Source organism: Brachybacterium phenoliresistens, assembly GCF_000576425.1.
Lineage (GTDB): Bacteria > Actinomycetota > Actinomycetes > Actinomycetales > Dermabacteraceae > Brachybacterium > Brachybacterium phenoliresistens.
In genome coordinates, this window is the sequence record NZ_KK069989.1 from 298,005 (window position 1) to 322,511 (window position 24,507).

Genomic DNA, 24,507 nt, shown 5'->3' on the forward strand with positions numbered 1-24,507 from the left:
CGGAGAAGGGGGCTGTCACATCGTAGAGGCCGCGGCCGGACCCTCCTGCCAGCGCAGCGGCTCCCCGCGGACGAAACGCTCGACCTCGGCCAGGATCATCTCCCCCAGCCTGCTGAGCTCTCGCCCGAGGGAACCCGAGACGTGCGGGGTGAGGAAGGCGCCCGGCAGCGTGTAGAGCGGATGGCCGGCCGGCAGCGGGTCGGGTTCGGTGACGTCGAGGACCGCGAGCAGCCGGCCGCTGGCGACCTCCTCGGTCAGCGCGTCCTGGTCGACCAGGGACCCGCGGGCGGTGTTCACGAGGGTCGCGCCGTCCGGCAGCAGGGCGAGCATCTCGCGGCTGATCATGCCGCGGGTGGACGGCAGCTCGGGGGCATGGATGCTGACGATCTCGCTGTCGCGCATGAGCTCGGGAAGGGAGGCGGGCAGGCAGCCGAGCGCGCGGATCGCCGCCGGGTCGAGCGTCGGGTCGTGCAGAAGGATCCGCAGGTCATGGCGCTGTAGCAGGCTGATGACCTGCCGGCCGATGCGGGAGGCGCCGACGATCCCGACCGTGCGCCCGTGGTTGCCCAGGGTCGGCATCCGCGCCTCGCGGTCCAGGAAGGCCTGTTCGCGCGCGTAGGTGCGCTGGGCCCAGAACGCCCCGGTGCCCGCGAGGAGGACCGCGGCGAGCGTGAACTCGGCGACGGGCCGGGAGTTCGCCTCCCCGGCGTTCGTGCGCAGGATGCCTGCGGCATCGGCCGCGACAGGGTCGATCGCCTTGGCGGCCTCGCCGCCGGCGAAGGCCACCAGGCCGAGCCGGGGAAAGCGGGCGAGAGCCGTGGCGTCCAGGGCAGGGGAGCCCCACCCCAGCAGCAGGATCTCGGCCTCCGCGGTGCGTGCGTCGGGATGAAGGAGCCCGGCGGGATCGGTGTGCTGCTCGAGCGCGACCGTCTCCTCCAGGCGCCGGCGCAGCTCCGCCGGGAACAGGAGGTCGATGAGCGGACCGTCCGCGGCGGAGAGGACGGCGCGTGGCCGGGGAGCGCGCTCGCGCGCGGCGGACGGGACGGAGGATGACGATGCGCCCGGTGGCGGCTCCGCCGTGATCGTCGGGTCGTTCCCGTCCATCGAGTACTCCTGATCCTGGCATCCGTGCCGCGTGGGATATCGCTCTCCCATCATTTCCCGACGCACGAGGAGTGTCAAGTGCCTGGTGGACTGGGGTGAGGCGCGGATAAGTCCGGATTCGATGGATGGGGCCACCGAGCCGGGGCAATCGCTCTCCGTGAGTCGGTCCTGCGCGCGGAGCGCGGGGGAGCCGCCGGGTCCCGGCAGCGGGTCGGCCATCGGTCGCTGGGCGGGATCCGGTTCCTCGTGCCGCATCGGGCCCGGCGAGGCGCGGGACCGTCGGAGCGGGGTATCGCCCCGCGGTGATCTGCGTGCTCCGGTCAGGCGCGCAGCAGGAGGACGGCAGTCTGGCCGTTCCAGACGCGGTCCTGCTCCGGGTGGTCTTCGCCGGAGTAGTAGTCGGGAAGGGTCAGCTCCGTCCCGGCCGGGCAGAAGCTGCCGAACGGCGCATCCACGGCGCTGAGGACCAGGCACTCGCCCTCCTCGCCGACATGCTCGACCTCGAGCACGTCCCCCGTCTCCTCGATCGTGACCTGCGGATACGCGACCTCGACGCATCCCCACCCGGGCTCGCTGTCCGGGGCAGGGCACCAGCGGCCGTCCGCATCCGCCGGGCTCGGAGCAGCTGAGGGCGCGGCCTCGGGCTCGGAGCCCTCGGCCGATGCGGCATCGGACGGCCCGCCCGATGGCTCCGCGGGATCCTCCGACCCGCCGGCGGTGGGCTCCGTCGTCGGCTCCGCCTCTGCCTCGGCGGTGGCCTGCGCGGTCGGCTCATCGGCCTGCGGCCCCTGCGCGGTGCCGCAGCCGGCGAGGGCGAGGGCCAGGCCCGCGGCCAGGATCAGGGCGCGGGAGCGGAGCCGGGGCGGGGTGCAGGTGCGGGACATCGGCAGGAGCTCCTCGGGGTCGTCGCGGATGCGACCACTGTGCCATGACCGGCGTCGATGCCGATGCCGACTCCGGGGTCCGTCCCGGGGCCGGCGCCGCCCGGCGCGTGCACGAACGGCGGTCTGAGGTCCGCGTGCCAGGCAATCGCCTGGCTCGAGGCTCTCAGACCGCCGTCTGTGTCCGGGTCCCGCGGCGCGCGCCCGAGGCGAATCCGCGCGGGGCCGGCCCGCGTCGGGAGGATTGCTCTGGTGGCCAGCCCGCGTCGGGAGGATTCCTCTGGTGGCCAGCCCGCGTCGGGAGGAACCCGTGCGGGGTCTGCGGGGTCAGTACGTGTAGTCCTGCCCGGCCACCCAGTCCGGGAACTCCCAGTCGGTGCGGTCGACCTGGGCGCCCTCCGCCTTCGCGGCCTCGATCGCGGCATCCAGGGCGGCGGAGTTCGCGTCGCTGAGCTCGACCAGGGCGGCCTTCAGGTCGGTGATCTCCCCGCCCAGGTAGCCCTGGATGACGTTGCCGAGCTCCGGGGTGACGGGGGTGCGCTTCGCCTCGGCCCGGGCGACCTCGACGTTGCGGACGATGGCCTGCGGGGCGCGGAAGATCCGTGCCGAGAAGTCCTCGACCAGCCAGGCGTAGGGCTCGATGACATCGGCCCGGGCGACGACGTCCAGCAGGATCGGCGGCTGGTCCATGCCGGTGGCGAGCTGGGTCTGGTAGTCCTCCTGGGTGAAGGACTCGATGAGGAGGGAGGCCTGCTCGGCCATCTGCGTGGTCCCGCCCATCACCCAGTCGGCGGCGCGGGCGCCGCGGGCGGCGACGACCTCCTCGCCGTTCGGGGTGGGCATCCCGGCGACGGCCATCTTCGGCAGCATGTCGGGGTTCAGGGAGCGCACCGCGCCGGGGGAGTAGGGGCCGTCCATGTGGAAGCCGATGCCCCCGGCGGCCCATCGGCCGCGGGCGTCGGGGATCTGGAGGCCGGCGGTGCCCGGCAGCAGGTAGCCCTTGTCGAAGATCTCCTTGTACAGCTCGATCGCGGCGAGGTAGGCGTCGTGGTGGTACTCGTAGGCGCCGGTGTCGTAGCGCAGCCCCTGGTAGCCGGGGAACCCGCCGGCCTGGGCGAGGTCGTCGGCCTGCTCGCGCATGCGACCGGGGACGCCGAGCGCCATGGTCATCGGCGTGAACTCCCCGTGCGCGGCGATCTTCGCGAGCGCGCCCAGCAGGTCGTCGTAGCTGGTGGGAGGCTCGAAGCCGACCGCCTCGGCGATCTCCGCGTTGTACCAGGCGCAGGCCACGTACTGCTTCTCGGAGAAGGCCGGCAGGCCGTAGATCCTCCCGTCCAGCTGGGTGAGGCCCTCGACGAAGGAGCCCTCGGGCAGGCGGGCCCGCGCCTCCTCGCTCAGGGTGATCTCGTGGACCCAGCCGGCCTCGACCAGCGCCGGCAGCGGCAGCCCGACCAGGGCCGTGTACACGTCCGGCAGCTGACCGGCCTGGTTGGCCAGCTGCAGCGCCTCGGTCGCGGCGGAGGGCTCGTTGTAGGTGTGCTCGATGGTCGCGCCGATGCTCTCGGAGAGATCCGCGGCCCACTGGTCGTGGAGGTCCTGGAGGCCGCCGAAGTGGTCCCACCAGCGCAGGGCGCCGGCTGCCGCGCCGCCCCCTCCGGCCGATGGGGGTGCGCTGGGGCCGCCGCAGGCCGCGGCGAGGGAGGCGAGGCCGGCGGCGCCGAGGCCGGCGAGGGCGTGGCGGCGGGTGGGACGGTGCATGGTGACTCCTCGATGAGCTCATGATGCGAGTGGACAGGGCAGGAGCGCGCGCGGACCGGACCCGATGACGGCAGGTCCGGGCACGGCGGCCAGGCAGAGGGGACGGGTCCGGCGGTCCGGCAGGTCGGGCGGTCCGGCAGGTCGGGCGGATCAGGCGGGGCGGTGCGGGCCGGGCCGGGTCAGGACTTCACGGACCCGGCGATGCCCTCGACGAAGTAGCGCTGCATGAACGCGAACAGGGCGACGATCGGGATCAAGGAGATGACGCCCGCGGCGGCCATCCCGGACCAGTCCGTGGAGTTCTCGCCGACGAAGGCCTGCATGCCCACGCTGACGGTGCGCAGCTTGGGGTTGGAGAAGGAGAACACCAGCGGCAGGAAGAACGCGTTCCAGGTGAACAGGAACGTCAGCACGGACACCGTCGCCGTGACCGGCATCGACAGCGGCAGCATGATGCGGGTGAAGGTGCCCAGGAACCCGGCGCCGTCCACGACGGCGGCCTCCTCGAGCTCGGCGGGCAGGCGGCGGAAGTAGCCGGCGTAGATGAGGATCGCCGCGACGTTCGCGCCGCCGGACAGCGCCAGGATCATGCCGGAGAGCTGGTCCAGCAGCCCCAGCTGCATCGACAGCTTCACGATGGGGATGATCGTGTAGCCGGTGGGCACGAACAGCGTGGCCACCAGGATCCCCAGGATCAGGCGGGAGCCGGGGAAGCGGTAGCGTCCCAGCACGTAGCCGGCCAGGGCGCAGCGCACCACCACGATCACCACGGTGCCGACGGTGACGATCGCCGTGTTCAGCAGGTAGCGGCGGAAGTTCCCGTCCGTCCAGGCGCGGGCGTAGTTCTCCCAGCGCAGCTGCTCGGGCACCAGGTCCAGGCCGCCGGCGAAGATCTCCGCCGGCGACTTCAGCGACGCCGAGACCATCCACACGAAGGGGAACACCCACAGCGCGGCGATCACGCCGAGCACGGCGACGAGCGTCCACCAGGGCAGGCGGCGGCGCCAGCGGCGGGCGCGGGGGAGGGCGGCCGATGCCGCGGGGCGGGCGGGGGCGGTCATGCGCGCGCTCCTGAGCGTCGGGCGAGCATCGTGACCCACAGCTGCGCTCCGACGACCACGAGCACGAGCAGCCCGAACAGGACGGCGGCCGCGGAGGCGAAGCCGAGCTGGGGGATGGTCGCCGCGAAGGCGTAGCGGTAGACGTAGATCTCGATGATCTCGGTGCTGTAGAAGGGGCCGCCGGCCGTCATCGTCTGCATGAGGTCGAAGGCGTGGAAGCAGTCCTCGACGGTGAGGACGGTGATGATCGCCAGGAACGGGATCAGCAGCGGCAGGGTGATGTGGCGGAAGGTCGCCACGGCGCCGGCGCCGTCGATGCGCGCCGCCTCGTACAGGTCCTTCGGGACGGTCTGCAGCGCGGCCAGCCAGTAGATGAGGGTGATCCCGAAGAACTTCCACACGTAGATCAGCGCGGCCGTCGGCAGGGCCGTGGCCGAGGACCCCAGCAGGTCGATCGGTCCGAGCCCCAGCAGTCCCGCCAGCACCGAGACCGGGCCGCTGGCCGGGTCCAGCACGAACCGCATCACCACGCCGACGATGGCGGTGGTGGTGACCACGGGCAGGAAGTACAGGGTGCGGAAGAACGAGGACAGCGGCAGCTTCGGCGAGTTCAGCAGGATCGCCAGGAAGAACGCGCCGAACACCCGCAGCGGCGTCACGATCAGCATGAACACCACGGTGATGCGCACCGCGGACCAGAACATCGGGTCCGCCAGGACGGCGCGGTAGTTGTCGATGCCCACGAAGCGCTGGTCGGCGGTGAAGCCGTTCCACTCGACCAGCGAGTACCAGTAGCTGGCGATCATCGGGTACAGGGTGTACATCCCGTACAGCACGACGGTGGGCAGCAGGAACGCATAGATCCACAGCGTGCGGCGGCGGGCGCGCGCCCGCTGGCCGGGCCGCCGCGGCCGCTGCGGGGGAGCGAGGCGGGGAGCGGCCGAGGGGGCCTCACGGGGTCGTGCGAGGGCCGGGGTGCCGGTCACGGGGTGCCTCCTTCCGGGGCGTCGTCGCTGATCAGCGGGAACATGGCTGGTCAGCGGATCTGGCTGATGGCGAAGGTCGCCGGGTCGTTGCCGATGCGGTGGCCGCGCTCGAGGGCATCGATGCGGGCCATCTGCTGCGGGGCCAGGGACAGGCCGCCCACGTCGAGGTTCTCGACCAGCCGGTCCCGGGAGGTGGTCTTGGGGATGACCACGTAGCCGTGCTGGATGTGCCAGCGCAGCACCACCTGGGCGGGCGTCGCCCCGAGCTCGGCGGCGATCGCGGCGATCACCGGGTCCTCGAGGTCCCCGCCCTGGCCCAGCGGCGAGTAGCTCTCCACCGCCACTCCCAGCTCGCGCTGGAGGGCGACGAGATCGGCGCGGGCATGGCTGGGGTGCAGCTCGATCTGGTTGACGGCGGGCATCACCTGGGCGAGGGCGGCGAGCTCGCGCAGGTGCTCGGGCAGGAAGTTGGAGACGCCGACGGCGCGCACGACGCCCTCGGCGTGGAGGCGCTCGAAGGCCCGCCAGGTCTCCTGCCACAGCCCCGCGGCCGGGTTCGGCCAGTGGATGAGGTACAGGTCCAGCTGTTCCAGCCCGAGCCGGTCCAGGGTGTCGGCGGCGGCGCGCAGGGCGGCGTCGTAGCCCTGCTCGCCGTTGCGCAGCTTCGAGGTCACGAACACCTCCTCGCGGGGCAGGCCCGCGGCGCGCAGGGCCGCGCCGACGCCGGCCTCGTTGTTGTAGGCGGCGGCGGTGTCGACGTGGCGGTAGCCGACCTCGAGGGCGGTCTCCACCACGGGCTGCACCTGGTCGGGGTCGATCTGGAAGACGCCCAGGCCCAGCTGCGGCACCTCCACGCCCGGGGCGATGAGGGCGGATGCGGTCATCGGGGCGGCGGGGGCCGGGCTCATCGGACGGGCTCCAGCACCAGCAGGGACACGGCCGGCAGCGGCAGCTCGACCGTGAGCTCGAGCATGCCCTCGGCGCCGGCCCGCACCTCGACGGGCTCGGCGAGCTGCTCGAGGCCCTCGCGGGCATGGATCTGCGCGAGCTGCTCGGGCGAGGGCACCTGCGGGGCGCCGAGCCGCTGCCACACGGTGTGGCTGTTGGAATGCTCCGCGTCGATGCGGTGATGGGTCAGCCGGTAGGCCCCGGCCTCCAGGCCGCGCACCGTGAGGGAGACCGGGGTGGGGGCATCGGCCGTGCGGTACTGGTCGTCGGTGTGGCGCCACACCGCGGCAGCGATGCGGCCGTCCTCGTGCCGGGAGGCGAGCACGTCGACCTCCTCCGGCATGGAGCGGCCCTCCGCCGCATCCAGCAGCTCGACCCCGTGGGCGGCGTCGCTGGTGGCGGCCAGGCGTCGCGGGCCCAGGTGGGCGAGCAGGCGGTAGGCGTTCAGCAGCGGCTTCTCGATGCGATCCGCGGTGAGGAAGGCGCGGGTGCCCTCGAAGAACCGCTCGCCCTCGAAGTAGAAGCTCCAGCTGGTGGCCTGCTGGACGTTCGCGCCCTCGGCCTCGGACAGGTCCAGCAGCTTCTTCATGAGCTTCACCTGGAACACCGGGAAGTACTCGGTGTTCTGGAAGCGGAAGTTGGCGTTGTCGTAGAACGAGAAATGGGCGGGGACGCCCGCATCGCACTCGTCGATGATCGCCGGCAGGGTGCGGTAGGCGGGGAACTGCGCCATCACCCGCAGCATCGAGCGCACCTCGTGGAGCATCTTGTGCGCCGAGGGGCTCTGCTGCTCCGGGGCGTCGCCGCCGGTGGGCCCGTACACGCGCCACGGCGTGAAGCTCGAGCCCTTGGTGTGGAAGGAGACGAAGTCCAGCGGCAGGTCGTGCTCGTCGGTGTAGGCGAGGAATCCGTGCAGGAACTCGGTGCCGCCGCCGGTGACCGCCGGCCCGCCGACCTTCGCCTGCGGCAGCACGCTGCGCACGCCCTCGACGGTCGCCGCGTACAGCTCGTGGAACTGCTGCGGGGTGCCGCGCCAGTAGAAGATGTCCGGCTCGTTCCACAGCTCCCACAGCCAGGTGTCGACCTCCTGCGCGCCGTAGCGCTCCAGGCAGTGCGCGGCGACGGCGGCGACGAGATCCCGCCAGCGGTCGTAGTCCCGCGGCGGGTAGGCCCACTGGCCGGCCTCGTAGGCGGAGTACACGGTGGGGCTGGAGGTGACGGTGAGCTCCTCCGCCTCCGGCGGGAGCAGGTCCTTCGGGGTGAAGCCGATCTCGACCAGCACATGGTGGCCGCCCTCGACGATCGCGTCGTAGGCCTGGTCGAGGATGGTGAAGTCGTAGGACGGGGTGCCCTCCGCGTCCTCGTGGTAGACGTTCCCGCTGCCCCAGTGCGGCAGCCCGAAGCCGGATCCCGAGCACAGCGCGTAGTGCGGGCGGATGTGGAATCCGGTCTGGGTGAGCTCGCCGAAGGTGTTCAGCAGGTGCCGCCCGGTGGGCGTGTACGTCCAGTTGATCTCGTCGAAGCCGACGCTCTCCCACAGCCGGGTCAGGTTCCCGGTCTCGCGGGCGGCGTCGATCTCCACCCGGGCGGCGGTGACGTGCGGGGCGCTCGGATCGCTGGGGGCGTGGGGCGGGAAGGCCTGGCTGCTGGTGAGGTTCACGTGGGTGGGCTGGGCGGTCGTGGACACGCGCGGTCACTGCCTTTCGGGAGGGGCTGTCGGGCGTTCTCGGGGGCTGTCGGGGTGGAGCGGCGGTGCTCGGGGAGCGGTCCGGGCGTCGGTGCCGGGGGCGAGGAGCCCGGGTGCCCTGGAGCTCGGGTGCTCCGGAGCTCGGAGCCGCCGGGTGCGGAGGAGTCGGAGACGGAGGACGCGGCATGCACGAGGACGTGGTGCCGGGAACTGCGGTGGTGCCGGAAACCTGGGGTGCTGCGGTCGTGGCGGCTGCTTCGCCGCCGGACGTGCAGGGCCGATGGGCCCGTCGGAGGGGAGGGGCCCGGTGGGGCCCGTCGACCTGCCGCTCAGCCTAGGGACACGGATTGCAGATTGTCAACAATCTACGAGAACGGGGTGGTTCGGTCGCTGCGACGGCGGGGCGAGGGCCGGGACGACGGCCGGGACGACGGCCGAGCCGACGGCCGGGACGACGGCCGAGCCGACGGCCGGGACGACGGCCGAGCCGACGGCCGGGACGACGGCGTGGGCGCCGAGCCGGCCGGGCTCAGAGACCGGTCTTGCCCTCCGGTCCCGGGCCCGATAGCGGCCCCGTCTCGTCCGGCCCGTGCTCGAGGGCGCGCATCTTGCGGATCTGCCGCAGCGTCCAGCCGATGTGCTTCTCGATCGCGGCGACGGATGCCTGCGGGTCGCCGGTGGCCAGGATGTCCCGCATCTCCTGGTGCTCCTGGTGCAGCTTCGCGCGGAAGTCCGTGCGGTCGGTGCGGGCGTTGAGGAACATCGAGACCTGGCTGCGCAGCATCCCCCAGGTCCGCTCGAGGCGCGCATGATCGGCCGCCGCGTAGACGAGGTCGTGGAACTCGAGGTCCAGGCGCACGTGCTCGTCGCCCGGCGCATCCGAGGCGATGGTGCGCATCTGCTCGATGACCTCGTCCAGCTGGGCGAGGACGCGGGCGTCGGCGCGCTCGGCGCAGCGCTCCATGGCCAGGCGCTCGATCGCCAGGCGCAGCGAGTAGATCTCCTCGATGTCCTCGTAGGACAGGGTGATCACCCGCGCCCCGCGGTGCCGCTGCACCTCGACCAGCCCCTCGCGGCTGAGCAGCGTGATCGCCTCCCGCACCGGTCCGCGGCTGACGGTCATCGACTCCGCGAGCTCGGCCTCCTTGAGGCGCTCGCCGGGGGCCAGATGGCCGCTCGTGATCATCTCCCGCAGCCGGTCCGCCACCAGCGTGGACAGCGCAGGAGGCGTCGTCATCCCCGCGAGGAGCTTCGACGTCGCCATGCGCGCATCCTTCTGCCGGTGGGAAGGGGTGGGGGGTGGGCCTGCGGACGAGTGTAGTGGCGGGGTCGAGGGGCCCGGTCGAGAGGAGGCGCGGCGGCGTCGCCTCGGGCCGGCCCCGCCCTGCGCGAGCACGAACGGCGGCCTGAGGTCCGCGAACCAGGCAATCGCCTGGCTCGAGGACCTCGGACCGCCGTCTGTGTCCGGTCGCTGCGGGAAGGGGCCCCTGGCCCGGCGGGCGCTGCCGGATCGGCCGGCCGCGCGCCGCACGTTGGCCGAATCGGCCGCCCAGCGTTCCGCCCGTCGGCTGATCAGCCCACCGGCACCTCGGCCGCGACCGGCGCCGCCGCCACGGCCTGCGCCCGCTGCCGCCGGTGCACCAGCAGCGACCAGCTCGCCACGCCGAGGCCCAGGATCGCCAGCACCACGCCGGTCCAGGCGGGGGCGAGCAGGCCCCAGCCGGCGGCGAGGACGGCCGCGCCCAGCGCCGCGCCCAGGGAGTTGCCGATGTTCAGCGCCGAGTGGTGCAGGGCCGCCGCGAGCGAGGGGGCGTCCGGCGAGGCGTCCAGCAGGAACAGCTGCAGGGACGGGCCCATCAGCTGCGAGGTCACCGCGATCGCGAACAGCAGGATCATGCCGGCGACGGCCTGGTGGGCGACCAGGGCGAACACCGCGAGACTGCCGGCCATGCCGAGCAGCCCCAGGAAGATGGTCCCGTAGATGCTGCGGTCCGCCAGGCGCCCGGCGACGAGGTTGCCGATGGTCATGCCGACGCCGAACACGAACAGCGCCAGCGGCACGGCGCCCATGCCCAGGCCCAGCACGCCGGGCACGATCTCGCCGATGTAGCTGTACACCGCGAACATGCCGCCGAAGCCGATGGCGCCCATGCCCAGGCCCAGCCACACCTGCGCGCGCTGCAGGGCCCGCAGCTCCCCGCGGATCGAGCCGGTGGCGCCGGCACCCTCGGGCTCGGGCACCAGGCGCCAGATGGCCAGGGTGCTGGCCGCGGCGATCACCACGACGATCAGGTAGGCGGAGCGCCAGCCGACGGCCTGGCCGAGCGCGGTGGAGGCGGGCACGCCGAGCATCGTCGCGATGGTCAGGCCCAGCATCACCAGGGACACGGAGCGGGCGCGCTGGTTGGCGGGGGACAGCCGCGCCGCGACCAGGGAGGCGACGCCGAAGAAGGCGCCGTGCGGCAGGCCCGCGACGAAGCGGGCCGCAGCCAGCACCGTGAAGTCCAGGGCGATCGCCGAGAGCAGGTTCCCCAGGCCGATCAGCGCGATGAGCAGCACCAGCAGCTGGGAGCGGGGCATCCGCACCGCGGCGATGGTCACCAGCGGTGCGCCGATGACCACGCCGAGCGCGTACAGGGTGATGAGCATGCCGGCCTGCGGGATCGACACATCCAGGGAGGAGGCGATCTGCGGCAGCAGCCCCATGCTCGCGAATTCGGTGGTGCCGATCGCGAAGGCGCCCAGCGACATCGCGAGGATGACCAGGCGCAGGCGGCCGGGGGACAGCGGGGCGGGCGGGGCGACGGAAGGCGAGGTCACGGGGGCTCCAGCGCGGGACGGGGTGTGTGCACGCTGCCGACGCTGGAAGCGGTGAGGACCCTCCCGATCCTATAGACCGTGGCCGATGGGGTGAAGGGATGCGTGACCCGGTCGAGACGGCGCGGGCCGCCCAGGGCGATCCCGGTACTGTGCAGGGGAGCCGCTCGCAGACGCCCGGCTCCCGCGAGGACCACCATCGCGCGCCCGCCCGTTCGATCTGATGGGACGCCACCATGGAGCACATCACCGTCGCCGGCCACCCCGAGCCCGTGGCCATGTCCGCCACCGCCGCCCGGCTCCTGCGGGAGCGGCTGGAGCAGGCCCGAGACCGGCGCGGGGATGCCGACGCCGAGGCCTACGAGACGCGCATCGGCCAGCGGATCGGCGTGCTGCTCGAGGGCGGCATGGCCAGCATCGACATGGCGACGATGCGCGCGGTCGCGGACTTCGTGGAGACGCCCGAGGAGCCCGAGGACGCGGAGCCGACGGGCCTGGGCAAGGTGTTCAAGGGCATCAACGAGAGGCTGGAGCGGCGGGGGTATCGCGGACCGTGAACCCGCCGTGCCATAGCCTGGTCGGACCCTGCGGACGGAGGAGACCATGGCGAAGACGAGCAGGTTCAGCGCGGTCCTGAAGGCTGTCGCCTGGATCGGACCGCTCGCGGTCCAGGCCGTCCGGTCGATCTCGAAGAACCCCGAGCTGCTGGACACCATCAAGGAGCAGGCCACCTGGCTGTCCGGGCTGCGCGGCGGCACCGGCGACGACCAGCTCGAGACGATCCAGGTGCTGCGCGACCAGGTCGCCTACCTCGCCGATTCCGCCGATGACGACGACGAGGCGCGCAAGGCCAAGGAGTGGTCCCAGCGTCTGGACCGCTGCGAGCGCGCCGCCCAGATCCTCAAGGCCCCCGGTGCCTCGAAGGCGGACCGGACGGCGCTGACGAAGAAGGTCAACGCTCTGCGCTCGGAGATCTTCAGCGCGTTCATCACGGAGCAGGCGGAGGACGCCGAGAAGGGCGCCGTCGCCGAGCGCGACCCCGGCGCCTGAGGGGCGCCGGCTCGCTGCTGAGGGTCCCCGCGGTCCTCCGGGCTCAGCCGGCCGCATGCCCCGAGGGCCAGGCGTCGCGGGGGATCTGCTCGGGGGGATCGTGGGCGTGGGCCTCCCGGAACAGCCGCGGGCTGATCCCCTGGACGGCGCGGAACCGCCGGGAGAAGTACAGGGGGTCCTCGTATCCGACGATCCGTCCCACCTCGGCCACCGGCAGGGTGGTCGTCGCCAGGAGCTCGCTCGCGCGGGCGATGCGCAGGCGCGTCACGTACGCGACGACTCCTCCGCCGGTCGCGGCGCGGAACAGCGCGGCGAAATGGGAGGGGGAGAGCCCCGCGAGCTCGGCGAGCTCGGAGACGACGACCGGATGGTCGAGGTGGTCGCGCAGGTGCGCGAACACGCGTCGCAGCGGCGCCTGGCGCATCGGCGGCCCGGCGGCGGCATCGGCGGCGAGGTGGGCCAGCACGTTCCCTGCCGCCCCGCTGGTGCGCATCAGGCTCGGCAGGGTGTCGTCGACCTCCATCGTCGTCAGCACCTCCTCCATGAGCTGCTGGATCCGGGCGCGGTCGTGCAGGTCGATCACGACCGGCCGCCGCCCGCCGTCGGGCAGCGACGCCTCGAAGGCCCGGGCCTGGGGCCCCGCGGCGTGCATCCAGATGATCGTCCATGGATCATCGGCCATGGATCCGTACCGATGCCCGAGCTGCGCCGGCAGGACGAGGGCCTGGCCGGCGCGGACGTGCAGGGTCGTGGCGCTGTCGTCCTGCGTGGCCCGGCACCAGCCGCGCCCGGCGGTGCAGACGATGACGACGCTCGCCCCGGCGCCGAGCAGCCGCTGCCTGCCGTGGTGGAGGGCATGCGGGAACCAGCCGGCATCGGTGACGAGCAGCTCGCGCGTGATCGGGGACGCGCCCGCCGCACGGGCGACGGCGGGCGGCAGGATGCGCAGCCGTTCGCCGGGGAACCCCTCGCCGATGCTCACGGGGTCACCGTAGCGCAGCCGGCCGGTCCGTACGGACGATCGCAGGATCGTCGGATCGTCCATGCAGGGCGAGAGGATCGTCCTTCCCTCGACCGTCGCCCCTGCCTACGGTCGAGGCATGCTCACCGCCGAGTCCCTGCTCCCGCTCGCCGCGCGCCCCGCGGAGCTCGCCGACCGCGCCGCCGCCGTCTGGTCGGCCCCGACCACGATCCCGACCTATCGCCCCCTGCCGCCGGAGCGCTTCCCCGCGTACCTCGACCGGCGCGTCTACCAGGGGTCCTCGGGCGCCGTCTACCCGCTGCCGTTCCACCACCAGATCGCGGCCGAGCCGGAGGACCAGGTGTGGCAGGCCGTCCACCTGCAGAACGCGTGGCTGCACGTGGTGGTGCTGCCGGAGCTGGGCGGGCGCATCCACATCGCCCGGGACCGTGTGAGCGGGGAGGACCTGTTCTACGCGAACCCGGTGATCAAGCCGGCGCTGGTGGGCCTGGCGGGCCCGTGGATCGCCGGCGGCGTCGAGCTGAACTGGCCGCAGCATCATCGGCCGGCGACCTTCCTGCCCAGCGACTGGAGCATCGAGGAGGAGGCCGACGGCTCCGTCGTCGTCTGGTGCGGGGACCACGACCCCTTCGACCGGCTCCAGGGCCTCCACGGGGTGCGCCTGCGCCCCGACTCCTCCGCCCTCGAGCTGGCGGTGCGGCTGTTCAACCGCACCGAGCTCGAGCAGACGTTCTTGTGGTGGGCGAACGCCGCCGCCCGCGTCCACGACGACTACCAGGTGTTCTTCCCCCACGACGTCCGCTACGTCGCCGACCACGCCAAGCGCGCCGTCACCGCCTTCCCCGCCGCGGACCGTCCCTACTACGGCGTGGACTACCCCGCGCTCGCCGGCACGGAGTTCACCGCGGCCGATGGCACCTCCGGCACGGGAGACCGCCTGGACTGGTACCGCAGCGTGCCCGTGCCCACCTCGTACATGGCGCTGCACAGCGACGAGGACTTCTTCGGGGGCTACGACCACGCCAGCGGCGTCGGCTTCGTGCACGTCGCCGACCGCCGGCTCGCCGTCGGCAAGAAGAACTGGACCTGGGGGAACTCGCCCTTCGGGCACGCCTGGGAGCGGAACCTCTCCGAGGACGGCGCCCACTACATCGAGCTGATGGCCGGCGTGTTCACCGACAACCAGCCCGATTTCGCCCAGCTCGCCCCCGGGGAGACGAAGACCTTCACCCAGCGCTGGTATCCGATCCGCGGCACCGGCGCGATCGACCGGGCGGGGGAGGACGCCGCCGTCTCCTTGCGCCTCGGTGCCGGCCGGGCCGTCGCCCGCATCGCCGCGGCCCGCGTCGTCCCGGGCGCCCGCGTCACGCTGCGCCAGGACGGCATCGTCCTCGCCGAGCAGGCGGGCGACCTCGACCCGTCCCGCACCCTCGAGCTGCGCGCCGACGCCGCGGCCGACGCCCCTGTGAGCGTGGAGGTGGCCGATGCCGAGGGCCGCGTGCTGGTGGCCTGGAGCACCGCCGAGCTGGCGGCCGGCGCGGACCAGCCGGAGCCGCAGGCCGCGCAGGAGCCGCCCGCCCCGGGCGAGGTCGCCACCGCGGAGGAGCTCGCCCTGATCGCCGAGCACCTGGTCGTCTACCGTCACGCCACCCGCGCCCCGGAGCCCTACTGGGAGGAGGCCCTGCGCCGGGATCCCGGGCATGTGGCGAGCCTCGTCGGCCGTGCCGTTCGCGCCTACCGCCGCGACGATCTCGAGGCCGCCCGCGGACTGCTCGCACGGGCCGTCGCCCGCCTCACCCGGTGGCACCCCACCGCGCAGGACATGCGCCCCCAGTACCTGCTGGGCCTGGTCCATGAAGCCCTGGGCGAGGACGAGATCGCCTACGACCTGCACGCGCGGGCCTCGTGGGCTCGGGCGTGGCGCGGACCGGCCGGCTACCGGATGGCCCGTCTGGACGCCCGCGCCGGGCGTGAGCGGATGGCGCTTCACCGGCTCGAGGACGTCCTCGCCGTCGAAGGGGACCATCTGCAGGCCCTCGCTCTGCGCGCCGTGTGCCTGCGGCGGCTCGGGCAGGAGCAGGAGGCGCGGTCCGCGCTCGCCGCCGCCCTCGCCCGGAACCCGCTGGACGCGCTCGCCCGCGCCCTCGCCGGGCAGGTGCCCTCCGCCGATGTGCAGGTCTGCCTGGACGTCGCGATCGACCTGGCGGGATTCGGGGAGGGGCAGGCCGCGCTGGCCGTGCTCGACCGGGCCGCGGAGGCCGACCGATCCCGTCCCCTGGGGCAGACGGCCGGCGGGCCTCTGATCGACTACCACCGGGCCGTGATCCAGGAGGAGCTGGGGCAGCCTGGGGCCGCGGCGCAGAGCCGGGCCCGGGCCCGGAGCGCGGACCCGACCTGGGCCTGCCCCTCCCGCCTGGCCGATGTCGCCGCCCTGCGCGCGGCCGGCGACCAGGACCCGCAGGCCGCGGCACTGCACGGGCACTGGCTGTACGCGGCCGGACGCCCCGCGGATGCCGCCGCGGCCTGGGAACGCAGCCTCGACCTCGGCGGTGACGATCCCGCCGTGCACCGCAACCTGGGACTCGACGCCGTGAACCGGCTGCAGGACCCGGAGGCCGCCTCCGGGCGCTACGCGGCCGCGGTCCGGGCGGCGCCGCAGGAGGCCCAGCTCCGGCTCGAGATCGACCAGCTCCATGCCCTGCAGGGGCGTGGCACCGAGGAGCGCCTCGCCCGCCTGCGGGAGAACGCCGCGCTGCTGGCGGAGCGGGACGACGCCCAGGTCGCGCTCGCGCACCTGCTGGTCAGCGCCGGCGAGGCGGCGGAGGCCGGCGCGGTGCTCACGCAGCGGCGGCTCCACCCCTGGGAGGGCGGGGAGGGGGAGGCGCTGTCGGCCTGGGAGCGGGCGTGCGTCCGTCTCGCCGTCGATGCCGTCGCCGACGGGGATCCGGACGCAGCGCTCGCGCAGCTGCAGGCCGCTCTCGCCCCGCCCGCCCAGCTCGGCGAGGCGCGCCACCACCTCGCCTCGACCGCGCAGCTCGACCTGCTGCTCGGGGACGTCCATGCCCGAACGGGGCAGGCGGAGGCGGCCTCGGAGGCCTGGCGCCGCGCCGCCGAGCAGAAGGGCGACTTCCTGGGCATGCAGACCCAGGAGCATTCCGAGACCACCGCCTGGAGCGTTCTCGCCCTGCGCCGCCTGGGCCGGGACGCGGAGGCGGCGGCGCTGCGGCAGGACCTCGAGGGCTTCGTCGACGACCTGGCCGGGACGCCGCCGACCGTGGACTACTTCGCGACCTCGCTGCCCGACCTCCTGCTGTTCGTGGAGGACCCGGTCCTCGTGCGGGACCGGCGGGTCGCCGTGCTCCGCGCCCAGCTGCAGGCCCTGGACGGGGAGCTCGACGCCGCGGCCGTCGCGCTCGCCGCCCCCGAGCTCGCGGCCTCACGGCATGCCGCCGACCTCGGCATGCTCCTGCGCGACGGCGCGGCGGGCCTCGCCTTCCGCGCACGCCACCCCTGACCGATCAGGAACCACCCCCGACCGACCAGGAACCCCCGACCCCACAGGACCTCCCGGACCCACCAGGACCTTCCCCGAACGCCGCGGATCGCCGCGGACCGCACCACCTCACCCCACCCGACACGCACACCGGAGCGGACGATGAAGACCACTCGCATGTCACGACGGACCATCCTCACCAGCGCAGGGATCGGCATGACCGCCGCAGGGCTCGCCGCCTGCGTGGACACCAGCGGAACCGGCGGCGGCGGAGGCACGGGAGGCGGCGGAGGGACCGGGGACGGCATCGTCCTCCAGAACTCCATCCAGGACACCGCACCCAAGGCCGCCCTCGAGCAGCTGGTCGCGGACTACGACGGCCCGGTGACGATGAACTCCGTGGCCACCGAGCAGTACCGCGCCCAGCTCACCAACTACCTGCGCTCCTCCAACCCACCGGACGTCTACAGCTGGTACGCCGGCTCCGTCTCCCGCGCGTACGCCTCGCAGGGCCTGCTGCTGGACGTGGCCCCGCTGTGGAACGAGGGCGGCGCCTGCGCCGACTTCTCGCCCGCGCTGCGGAGCCTGGCCGACAACGGCGACGGCACCTTCAGCTTCGTGCCGACCAACTACTACTGGTGGTCGATCTTCTACAAGAAGTCCGCCTTCGCGACCTGGGGCATCACCCCGCCGGAGACCTGGGACGACTTCATCGCCCTGTGCGAGTCCCTCCTCGCCCAGGGGATCATCCCCCTCGCCAACGGCATCGGGTCCACCCCGTGGATGGCCTCGGGATGGTTCGACTACCTGGATCTGCGTCTGAACGGAGCCCAGTACCACCGCGAGCTGCTGGCCGGCGAGCACGCCTTCACCGACCCCGAGGTGAGGACCGTGATGGCCGAGTACGCCCGCCTCATCCCGTTCTTCGACCCCGACATGGCCTCCTACTCGAACCAGGAGGCCACGACCCCTCTCGTGCAGGACCGGGCCGCGATGTACCTGGTCGGCGCCTTCGTGACCAACAACGTCCCCGCCGACATGGTCGAGGACCTCGACTTCTTCTCCGTCCCCGTGATCGACTCGTCGATCCCCACGGCGGAGGAGGCCCCCACCGACGGCTTCTTCGCGGCGTCCGGCAGCTCCGACCCGGAGGCGACCCTCGACTTCCTCAGCTACCTCGCCGCCCCCGAGCAGCAGCAGAGGTTCATCGAGCTCTCCGGCTCGGCGAACCTGCCCACGTCCCCGCAGGTCGACACCTCCGCCTTCAGCGCGCTCACCCAGAAGGGCATCGAGCTGCTGAACTCCACCGAGGAGATCACCCAGTTCTTCAACCGTGACTCCTCCGATGCCCTGCAGACCACCGCGGACGCCGCCCTGACCCGGTTCCTGGCGCAGCCCGAGGACGTCGACGCCGTCCTCACGGAATGGCAGGCCGCGGCCGAGCAGGTGTGGAGCTCCTGATGGCGGCCCTGGGAGCCCGACTGCGGCGGGTGCCGCCGCTGATCTGGCTCATGCTGCTGATCCCGCTGGTCGTCGAGGCGTTCTGGGTGTTCTGGCCGGCGGTCAACTCGTTCTCCCTGGCGACCCTGCGCTGGGACGGCATCACCCCGGCCGAGGGCGTGGGCCTGCAGAACTTCGTCGACCTCACCGCCGACCCGATCTTCCGCACCGCCGCCGCCAACACCGTCTACTGGCTGATCGCCTTCGGCCTGCTCTCGGTCGCGGGCGGGCTCGCGCTCGCCGTTGCCCTGAACCGGCCGGGCCGCGGGGTCGGCATCTACCGGGCGGCGATCTACCTGCCGATGGTCGTGTCGATGGCGGTCACCGGCCTGTTCTGGCGGGTCATGTACCAGCCCGACGGGCCGATCAACAGCGCTCTGGGACTGCTGGGGCTGGAGGGCCTGGAGCGGCAGTGGCTCGCCGACCCGGACCTGGCGCTGTCGGCGATCCTCGTCGCGGCGGTCTGGCGCCAGTGCGGCTACATCATGGTCCTGTACCTGGCCGGGCTCAAGGGCGCCGACGCCTCGCTCGAGGAGGCCGCCGCCGTCGACGGCGCGAACGCCTGGCAGCGCTTCTGGCGGATCGTGATGCCGCAGCTCAGCGGCGTCCACACCGTCGTCCTCGCGGTGACGGTGATCGATTCGCTGCGCACCTTCGACATCGTCTGGACCATGACGCGCGGCGGCCCGTACAACAGCACGCAGCTGCTGAGCACCTACATGTTCCAACAGGCGTTCACGAACGGGAACCTCGGATACGCCTCCGCGATCGCCGTGGTCATCTTCCTGCTCGCGATCGGATTCATCATCACCTACCTGGCGCGCCAGGCCCGCACGGAGGAGGCGTCATGAGGACCGCGATCCCATCGGGCGTGGCATCGACGCCGCGCCGCCGTCGACGCACGGGGCGCTCGCCCTGGCTCCACGTCGTCATGATCCCGCTGACCCTGCTGTGGATGAGCCCCATCGTGTTCGTCGCGATGATCTCGGTGCGCACCTTCGACGACATCGCCGCCCGCGGGCTGTCCGCCCTGCCCACCTCGATATCGCTCGAGGGGTTCGCCACCGCGCTCAGCGGCGGGGGACTGCTGCGGGCCCTCGGCGTGAGCACCCTCGTGACGGCCCTCGCCGTGCTGGCCTCGCTGGCGCTGTCGTCCTGGGCGGCGTATGCGCTCAGCCGGTTCCGGATCCCCGGGCGCCGCGCGATCCTGCTGCTCATGCTCGCCGGGAACCTCCTGCCCGCGCAGATCCTCCTCGTCCCCGTGGCGCGGATCAGCGAGGGCATCGGCCTGCAGGACACGCTCGCCGCCCTGATCCTGGTCCAGGTCGGGTTCGGCATCGGGTTCTACACCTTCGTGCTGCACGGCTTCATGCAGGGCCTGCCCGAGGAGGTGTTCGAGGCCGCGCGGCTCGACGGCGCCGGCCCCGGGCTGATCTACCGGCGGATCGTGCTGCCGCTGAGCAGGCCCTCGTTCGCGGCGCTCGCGGCGCTGGCGACCACCTGGGTCTTCAACGACCTCATCTGGGCGCTGACGATCCTGCGCACCGAGGCGAAGTTCCCGATCAGCGCGGCCCTGCTGAACCTCATGGGCGGCTACGGCAGCAGCTGGAACGTCATCGCCGCCGCCTCCCTCATCGCAGCGGTCATCCCCGCACTCGTGTTCTTCGCCTTCCAGAAGCAGTTCGTCTCCGGCCTCCTCGTGGGCTCCTCCAAGTGAAGGAATCATCACCGATGTCCCCGCACCCCCCGCTCGACCTCACCGGAACCTGGACCTACCGCCTCGACCCCGACGGCATCGGGGAGGCGGAGCACTGGGCATCCGCGCCCCTGGCGGATCCGGGCACCCTGACCCTGCCCAGCTCACTGGGCGCGCAGGGCATCGGCGATCCCGTCACCGTCGACACCCCGTGGACCGGCGGCATCGTCGACCAGTCCTTCTTCACCGACGAGCGCTACGCCCCCTACCGGCAGGGCGAGGACGTCTCCATCCCCTTCTGGCTGCAGCCGCAGGTGTACTACCGCGGCGCCGCCTGGTACCAGCGGCGCCTCGAGATCCCCGAGGGATGGGACGGCAGCGGCATCGACCTGATGCTCGAGCGCGTGCACTGGGAGTCGACCGTGTGGATCGACGGGCATCGCCGGGGCAGCCAGGACAGCCTCACCACCGCGCACCGCCACGACCTGGGCCGCCTGGCCCCGGGGATGCATCTGCTGACGATCCGTGTCGACAACCGCACCGTCATCGACGTGGGACCGAACTCCCATGCGATCTCCGACCACACCCAGGGCAACTGGAACGGCATCATCGGCGAGATCGCCCTGCACGAGCGCCCCGAGATCCGGCTGGGCCAGGTGCGCGTCCTCCCGGACGTCGCCGCCCGCCGGGCCCGGGTGCGCATCGACATCGCCTCCGGCACCGCGGTGGCCCGCGAGGGCCGGCTGCGGCTGACGGCCCGCCGGGCCGACTCCCTGCCCGATGCGGCCGGTGCCCCCGTCATCGGCCCGATCGAGGCGGCGTTCGAGGTCGACCACGGCGAGGACCTGGGCTCCCGCGGCTTGCTGGGCGGCGGCACCCACCTCGACATCGACCTGGACCTCGGGGCCGATGCGGCGCTGTGGGACGAGTTCACCCCGGCGCTGTACGCGCTGGAGGTCCAGCTGAGCGCCCGCACCGGGGACCGCGAGCACACCGATACCGCCCGCGTGCTGTTCGGGCTGCGGGAGGTGCGCACCAAGGGCACCCGGATCCTCCTGAACGACCGGCCGATCTTCGTGCGCGGCAGCCTCGAATGCTGCGTGTTCCCCCTGACCGGGTACCCGCCCACCGAGCTGGAGCCGTGGCGGCGCATCATGCGCATCGCCAGGGCCCACGGCCTGAACCTGCTGCGCATGCACTCGTGGTGCCCGCCGGAGGCCGCCTTCGTCGCCGCCGACGAGGCCGGCATGTACCTCCAGGTCGAAGGGCCGATCTGGGCGAACCAGGGGGCCGCGGTGGGGGAGGGCCGCCCCGTGGACGCGTACCTCCACGAGGAGACGCGGCGGATCCTGCGCGCCTACGGCAACCATCCCTCGTTCCTCATGATGGCGCACGGCAACGAGCCCGGCGGGCGGGATGCGGAGTTCCTCGCCGCCTGGGTGCGGCTGTGGCAGACCCAGGACCCGCGGCGGCTGTACACGACGGGCGCGGGCTGGCCGGGGGTGCCCGAGAACGACTTCGACAACATCCCGCAGCCGCGCGCGCACCGCTGGGGCGAGGGCCTCGCGTCGCGGATGAACGCGCAGCCGCCGCACACCCTGGCGACCTACGACGAGGACGTCGCCTCCCGGGACCGGCCGATCGTCTCCCACGAGATCGGCCAGTGGTGCGTCCACCCCGACCTCGAGGAGGTCGCGCAGTACACCGGCCTGATGCGGCCGCGGAACTTCGGCGTGTTCGCGGACCTCCTGCGGGAATCGGGGATGCTCGACCAGGCCGCGGACTTCCTGCACGCCTCCGGCCGCCTGCAGACCCTCGCCTACAAGGAGGACATCGAGGCGGCGCTGCGCACCGAGGGCTTCGGCGGGTTCCATCTGCTGGGGCTGACGGACTTCCCCGGGCAGGGCACCGCCCTGGTCGGCGTGCTCAACCCGTTCTGGGAGGAGAAGGGGTACGTGAGCCCCGAGGAGTTCTCCCGCTTCTGCGCCCCGACCGTGCCGCTGGCCCTGCTGCCGCGGCGGATCTGGGCGGCCGAGACGGAGCAGGAGTTCTCGGTGCGGATCGCCCACTACGGCTGGGCCGCGCTCGAGCAGGGCGAGGTGCGCTGGAGCCTTCGCGGCGACGACGACGCCGTGCTCGCACAGGGCGCCTTCCACGACGCTTCCCAGGTCCCCCTCGGCAACTCCACCGTGCTGGGGCCGGCCACGATCCCCGCGGGCCTGGTGGGCGAGGCGACGCACCTGCGGCTGGTCGTCACCGTCCTCGAGGCGGGGGAGCGGATCGGCGAGAACGACTGGGACGTGTGGATCCACCCCGACGCCCCGGCCGATGAGACACCCGGCGTGCGCACCGCGACCGATCCCGCCGAGGCGGCGCAGGCCGCCGCCCGCGGCGAGAGCGTGCTGCTGGAGATCCCGGCGGAGGCGATCGGCAACGACATCTCCCTCGGCTTCACGCCCGTCTTCTGGAACACGGCGTGGACCCGCGGGCAGGCCCCGCACACCCTCGGCCTGCTGCACGACCCCGCGCACCCCCTGTTCGCGCAGTTCCCGACGGCGGGCGCCACCGACTGGCAGTGGTGGGCGCCGCTGCGCGGGGCCCGGCCGATGCTGCTGGACGGACTGCCCCGAGAGATCCGACCGACGGTGCAGGTGATCGACACGTGGTTCGAGGCCCGCCGGCTCGGCGTGCTGTTCGAGGCCCGCATCGGGAAGGGCAGGATCCTCGTGACCTCGTTGAACCTGGACGGCGGGGACGGGGCGGACGAGCGCCTGGCCGCCCGTCAGCTGCGGCGCAGCGTCCTCGCCTACATGGCCTCCCCCGACTTCGCCCCGCAGGTGGAGGTGAGCGTCGAGGAGCTCGCGAGCGTCCTGCGGTGACCTGAGGCGCCGCGTACGCTCGAGCAATGGCAGCAGGAAGCACAGCGTCCACCCCCTCATGGCCGGCCCGGCTGGGCACGGCGCTGCTGGTGCCGATCATGGTCGGGGCCTTCTTCGTGTTCCGCGCCGCCACCGGGCCGTCGGCCGAGGGGACCGTGCTGCTGCACCAGGAGCATCCCGTCCAGCTCGGCCCGGACGGCTGGGTCGCCGTCGAGCAGGACGCCGGCGGCTGGTTCTGGGACCGGGACACCGAGGTGGTGATGCGGAGCCTCGTCACCGGGGCGGAGACGAACCTCGGAAGGGATCCGCAGGTGGCGTACATCCTGCCCTCGGGCGGGTACCTCAGCGGCCTGGGCGGGACCACCATCCGTACCCCCTCGGGCGAGGAGGTCGCGTCCATCGACCCCGAGACGATCGGCGAGGGCGTGGAGGGGCTCGAGGAGCTGCAGGCCGGATTCCCCGAGCTCGCCGCGGTCTCCGACGAGGTGGTCGCGGTCCTGGTCTGCTACGCCCCCGAGGCGGAGCTGCTGACCTCGGATGCCGCTGGCGGGCATGCGGTGATGGCCGGCTTCCGCCTGAGCGACGGCAGGCGGGTCTGGGCCCGGGACACCGGTGCCGGCTGCACGGGCCGGGAGATGTACTGCCCGCCGGTCTCGGAGCTGGGCGCCGTCGAGCACGTGGTGACCTACGCCGACGATCAGGCCACCGTCACCCGCGTCGACGACGGGACGGTCGCGGCCACCTGGGAGGACACCCCGAAGGACTCCGTGGTCGTGCAGGACGGCCTCGCCCTGCACCGCATCGGCAACTCCGTCGTGGAGGCGGTGGACCTCGCGACCGGCGAGGTCCTCGCCGCGACCGAATGCCCCGACGTGGGCCTCATGAGCCCGGGCCCGGTCCCGAACCTCTCCCCGGAGGCGATGCTCGCCATCGAATGCGGGGAGCAGGAGGTGCGGCTGTACGACCGGGACGCGCGGGAGTTCACGCCGGTGCCGGCGCCGCCGCTCGGCGAGGACCGCACCATCCCCGACGGGGAGTCGCGGGCCCACGACCGGTACATCCTGCAGCGCACGGGAGAGACGGTCACCATCACCGACGCGCTCAGCGGGAGCGAGATTGGCAGCTTCGCCGCGCCCGAGGAGATGGCGGTCCAGACCAACGCCCCGCGCGGACGCGTGATGCTGATGTACCTGGTCACCGACGAGGACGACGTGCAGTACCGGATGATCGCCGCGGACCTGCGCACGGCGCAGCCGCTCCTCACCGACTCGCGGAAGATGGGCCTCACCTGGCAGGTCGACCCGACGGGGTTCGCCATGGTCTCCAGCGGGGACTTCTACCGGACCGGGGGCCGGTACAGCAGCGAGGAGGAGTATCGGGTGGAGTCGTGGGTGGTGGGGGTCGAGGCGGCGACGGGCGCGGGGTGAGACTCGCGCAGCAGTAGTCGATGTTCGACTCTGCGCCTAAGCAAATAACCCGACGCAGATTGACGCGGCGCCATCATATCTATCAAGAACGAACTCAACCCGGCCTCCAGTCATTCCCTGAGAGATTCTTTAACGTTTAGCATATTTGTGTGCGTTCGCCTGGTGTTGCGAGGCGGCTCGTGATAGCAGACCGTCCTTCAGTATCGAACTATCTAGAAGCCTTCACCTCGAGTGTCAA

General features: G+C 72.7%; 18 protein-coding genes. 8 read left to right on the forward strand and 10 right to left on the reverse strand.

Going from position 1 to position 24,507, the window contains the following annotated elements; all coding sequences use genetic code 11:
• Window positions 1–15: 15 nt before the first annotated feature.
• The 9 genes from BF93_RS04460 to BF93_RS04500 all read right to left on the reverse strand — a co-directional run bounded on the left by BF93_RS04460 (window position 16) and on the right by BF93_RS04500 (window position 11,245).
• Window positions 16–1,104 carry a hydroxyacid dehydrogenase gene (locus BF93_RS04460; RefSeq protein WP_084148253.1) on the reverse strand — a complete coding sequence of 363 codons (1,089 nt, stop codon included), beginning with the start codon at window positions 1,102–1,104 and terminating at the stop codon, window positions 16–18.
• Between the two features lie 320 nt (window positions 1,105–1,424).
• Window positions 1,425–1,988 (reverse strand): hypothetical protein, encoded by a 564-nt coding sequence (locus BF93_RS04465; RefSeq protein ID WP_038370843.1) that lies wholly within the window; start codon window positions 1,986–1,988, stop codon window positions 1,425–1,427.
• Between the two features lie 324 nt (window positions 1,989–2,312).
• Complete coding sequence (locus tag BF93_RS04470; RefSeq protein WP_038370844.1) at window positions 2,313–3,743, reverse strand: ABC transporter substrate-binding protein; 1,431 nt, start codon at window positions 3,741–3,743, stop codon at window positions 2,313–2,315.
• A gap of 179 nt (window positions 3,744–3,922) precedes the next feature.
• Window positions 3,923–4,804: a carbohydrate ABC transporter permease gene (locus BF93_RS04475; RefSeq protein ID WP_051486511.1), complete on the reverse strand. Its 882-nt coding sequence runs from the start codon at window positions 4,802–4,804 to the stop codon at window positions 3,923–3,925.
• Entirely contained in the window at window positions 4,801–5,790 is a 990-nt protein-coding gene (locus tag BF93_RS04480; RefSeq protein WP_084148254.1) for a carbohydrate ABC transporter permease, read from the reverse strand. Before BF93_RS04480 ends, BF93_RS04475 begins: the two co-directional genes overlap by 4 nt.
• 50 nt (window positions 5,791–5,840) lie before the next feature.
• Window positions 5,841–6,698, reverse strand: a complete 858-nt coding sequence (locus tag BF93_RS04485) for an aldo/keto reductase (RefSeq protein ID WP_084148255.1) — start codon at window positions 6,696–6,698, stop codon at window positions 5,841–5,843.
• Window positions 6,695–8,425, reverse strand: coding sequence for a GH39 family glycosyl hydrolase (locus tag BF93_RS04490; protein WP_051486512.1), 1,731 nt, complete (start codon window positions 8,423–8,425; stop codon window positions 6,695–6,697). Before BF93_RS04490 ends, BF93_RS04485 begins: the two co-directional genes overlap by 4 nt.
• A 529-nt stretch (window positions 8,426–8,954) precedes the next feature.
• The gene (locus BF93_RS04495; protein ID WP_051486513.1) at window positions 8,955–9,689 is read right to left on the reverse strand and encodes a GntR family transcriptional regulator; all 735 of its coding nucleotides are present in this window, start codon (window positions 9,687–9,689) and stop codon (window positions 8,955–8,957) included.
• Between the two features lie 308 nt (window positions 9,690–9,997).
• A complete protein-coding gene (locus BF93_RS04500) occupies window positions 9,998–11,245 on the reverse strand; it encodes an MFS transporter (protein WP_038370847.1) in 1,248 nt (415 codons plus the stop codon).
• Between the two features lie 233 nt (window positions 11,246–11,478).
• Between BF93_RS04500 and BF93_RS04505 the strand changes: the two genes are divergently transcribed.
• Together BF93_RS04505 and BF93_RS04510 are read left to right on the forward strand one after the other, a co-directional pair.
• Window positions 11,479–11,799, forward strand: a complete 321-nt coding sequence (locus BF93_RS04505) for a hypothetical protein (RefSeq protein ID WP_038370848.1) — start codon at window positions 11,479–11,481, stop codon at window positions 11,797–11,799.
• A 46-nt stretch (window positions 11,800–11,845) separates the two neighbouring features.
• On the forward strand, window positions 11,846–12,292 hold the full coding sequence (locus tag BF93_RS04510) for a hypothetical protein (RefSeq protein WP_038370849.1): 447 nt from the start codon (window positions 11,846–11,848) through the stop codon (window positions 12,290–12,292).
• Between the two features lie 43 nt (window positions 12,293–12,335).
• Here BF93_RS04510 and BF93_RS04515 read toward each other — a convergent pair whose 3' ends face one another.
• The gene (locus BF93_RS04515) at window positions 12,336–13,274 is read right to left on the reverse strand and encodes an AraC family transcriptional regulator (RefSeq protein ID WP_232226189.1); all 939 of its coding nucleotides are present in this window, start codon (window positions 13,272–13,274) and stop codon (window positions 12,336–12,338) included.
• Between the two features lie 118 nt (window positions 13,275–13,392).
• Here BF93_RS04515 and BF93_RS04520 point away from each other — a divergent pair, with 118 nt between their 5' ends.
• The 6 genes from BF93_RS04520 to BF93_RS04545 all read left to right on the forward strand — a co-directional run bounded on the left by BF93_RS04520 (window position 13,393) and on the right by BF93_RS04545 (window position 24,269).
• Entirely contained in the window at window positions 13,393–16,788 is a 3,396-nt protein-coding gene (locus BF93_RS04520) for a DUF5107 domain-containing protein (RefSeq protein WP_084148286.1), read from the forward strand.
• A 156-nt stretch (window positions 16,789–16,944) separates the two neighbouring features.
• Window positions 16,945–18,228: an ABC transporter substrate-binding protein gene (locus BF93_RS04525; protein ID WP_232226190.1), complete on the forward strand. Its 1,284-nt coding sequence runs from the start codon at window positions 16,945–16,947 to the stop codon at window positions 18,226–18,228.
• Window positions 18,228–19,118, forward strand: coding sequence for a carbohydrate ABC transporter permease (locus tag BF93_RS04530; RefSeq protein WP_038370852.1), 891 nt, complete (start codon window positions 18,228–18,230; stop codon window positions 19,116–19,118). Before BF93_RS04525 ends, BF93_RS04530 begins: the two co-directional genes overlap by 1 nt.
• The gene (locus BF93_RS04535; protein ID WP_038370854.1) at window positions 19,115–19,984 is read left to right on the forward strand and encodes a carbohydrate ABC transporter permease; all 870 of its coding nucleotides are present in this window, start codon (window positions 19,115–19,117) and stop codon (window positions 19,982–19,984) included. Before BF93_RS04530 ends, BF93_RS04535 begins: the two co-directional genes overlap by 4 nt.
• A gap of 14 nt (window positions 19,985–19,998) precedes the next feature.
• Window positions 19,999–22,842, forward strand: a complete 2,844-nt coding sequence (locus tag BF93_RS04540) for a glycoside hydrolase family 2 protein (protein ID WP_038370856.1) — start codon at window positions 19,999–20,001, stop codon at window positions 22,840–22,842.
• Between the two features lie 26 nt (window positions 22,843–22,868).
• Entirely contained in the window at window positions 22,869–24,269 is a 1,401-nt protein-coding gene (locus BF93_RS04545; protein ID WP_156954036.1) for a hypothetical protein, read from the forward strand.
• Window positions 24,270–24,507: the final 238 nt, after the last annotated feature.

What these genes read in the sequence shown, in the direction of transcription:
- BF93_RS04530 (WP_038370852.1), top strand. Translation starts at nt 18,228, where the DNA reads ATGGCGGCCCTGGGAGCCCGACTGCGGCGGGTGCCGCCGCTGATCTGG.
- BF93_RS04510 (WP_038370849.1), top strand. Translation starts at nt 11,846, where the DNA reads ATGGCGAAGACGAGCAGGTTCAGCGCGGTCCTGAAGGCTGTCGCCTGG.
- BF93_RS04495 (WP_051486513.1), bottom strand. Translation starts at nt 9,689, where the DNA reads ATGGCGACGTCGAAGCTCCTCGCGGGGATGACGACGCCTCCTGCGCTG.
- BF93_RS04460 (WP_084148253.1), bottom strand. Translation starts at nt 1,104, where the DNA reads ATGGACGGGAACGACCCGACGATCACGGCGGAGCCGCCACCGGGCGCA.
- BF93_RS04470 (WP_038370844.1), bottom strand. Translation starts at nt 3,743, where the DNA reads ATGCACCGTCCCACCCGCCGCCACGCCCTCGCCGGCCTCGGCGCCGCC.
- BF93_RS04545 (WP_156954036.1), top strand. Translation starts at nt 22,869, where the DNA reads ATGGCAGCAGGAAGCACAGCGTCCACCCCCTCATGGCCGGCCCGGCTG.
- BF93_RS04475 (WP_051486511.1), bottom strand. Translation starts at nt 4,804, where the DNA reads ATGACCGCCCCCGCCCGCCCCGCGGCATCGGCCGCCCTCCCCCGCGCC.
- BF93_RS04540 (WP_038370856.1), top strand. Translation starts at nt 19,999, where the DNA reads ATGTCCCCGCACCCCCCGCTCGACCTCACCGGAACCTGGACCTACCGC.
- BF93_RS04535 (WP_038370854.1), top strand. Translation starts at nt 19,115, where the DNA reads ATGAGGACCGCGATCCCATCGGGCGTGGCATCGACGCCGCGCCGCCGT.
- BF93_RS04520 (WP_084148286.1), top strand. Translation starts at nt 13,393, where the DNA reads ATGCTCACCGCCGAGTCCCTGCTCCCGCTCGCCGCGCGCCCCGCGGAG.
- BF93_RS04525 (WP_232226190.1), top strand. Translation starts at nt 16,945, where the DNA reads ATGTCACGACGGACCATCCTCACCAGCGCAGGGATCGGCATGACCGCC.
- BF93_RS04465 (WP_038370843.1), bottom strand. Translation starts at nt 1,988, where the DNA reads ATGTCCCGCACCTGCACCCCGCCCCGGCTCCGCTCCCGCGCCCTGATC.
- BF93_RS04485 (WP_084148255.1), bottom strand. Translation starts at nt 6,698, where the DNA reads ATGAGCCCGGCCCCCGCCGCCCCGATGACCGCATCCGCCCTCATCGCC.
- BF93_RS04505 (WP_038370848.1), top strand. Translation starts at nt 11,479, where the DNA reads ATGGAGCACATCACCGTCGCCGGCCACCCCGAGCCCGTGGCCATGTCC.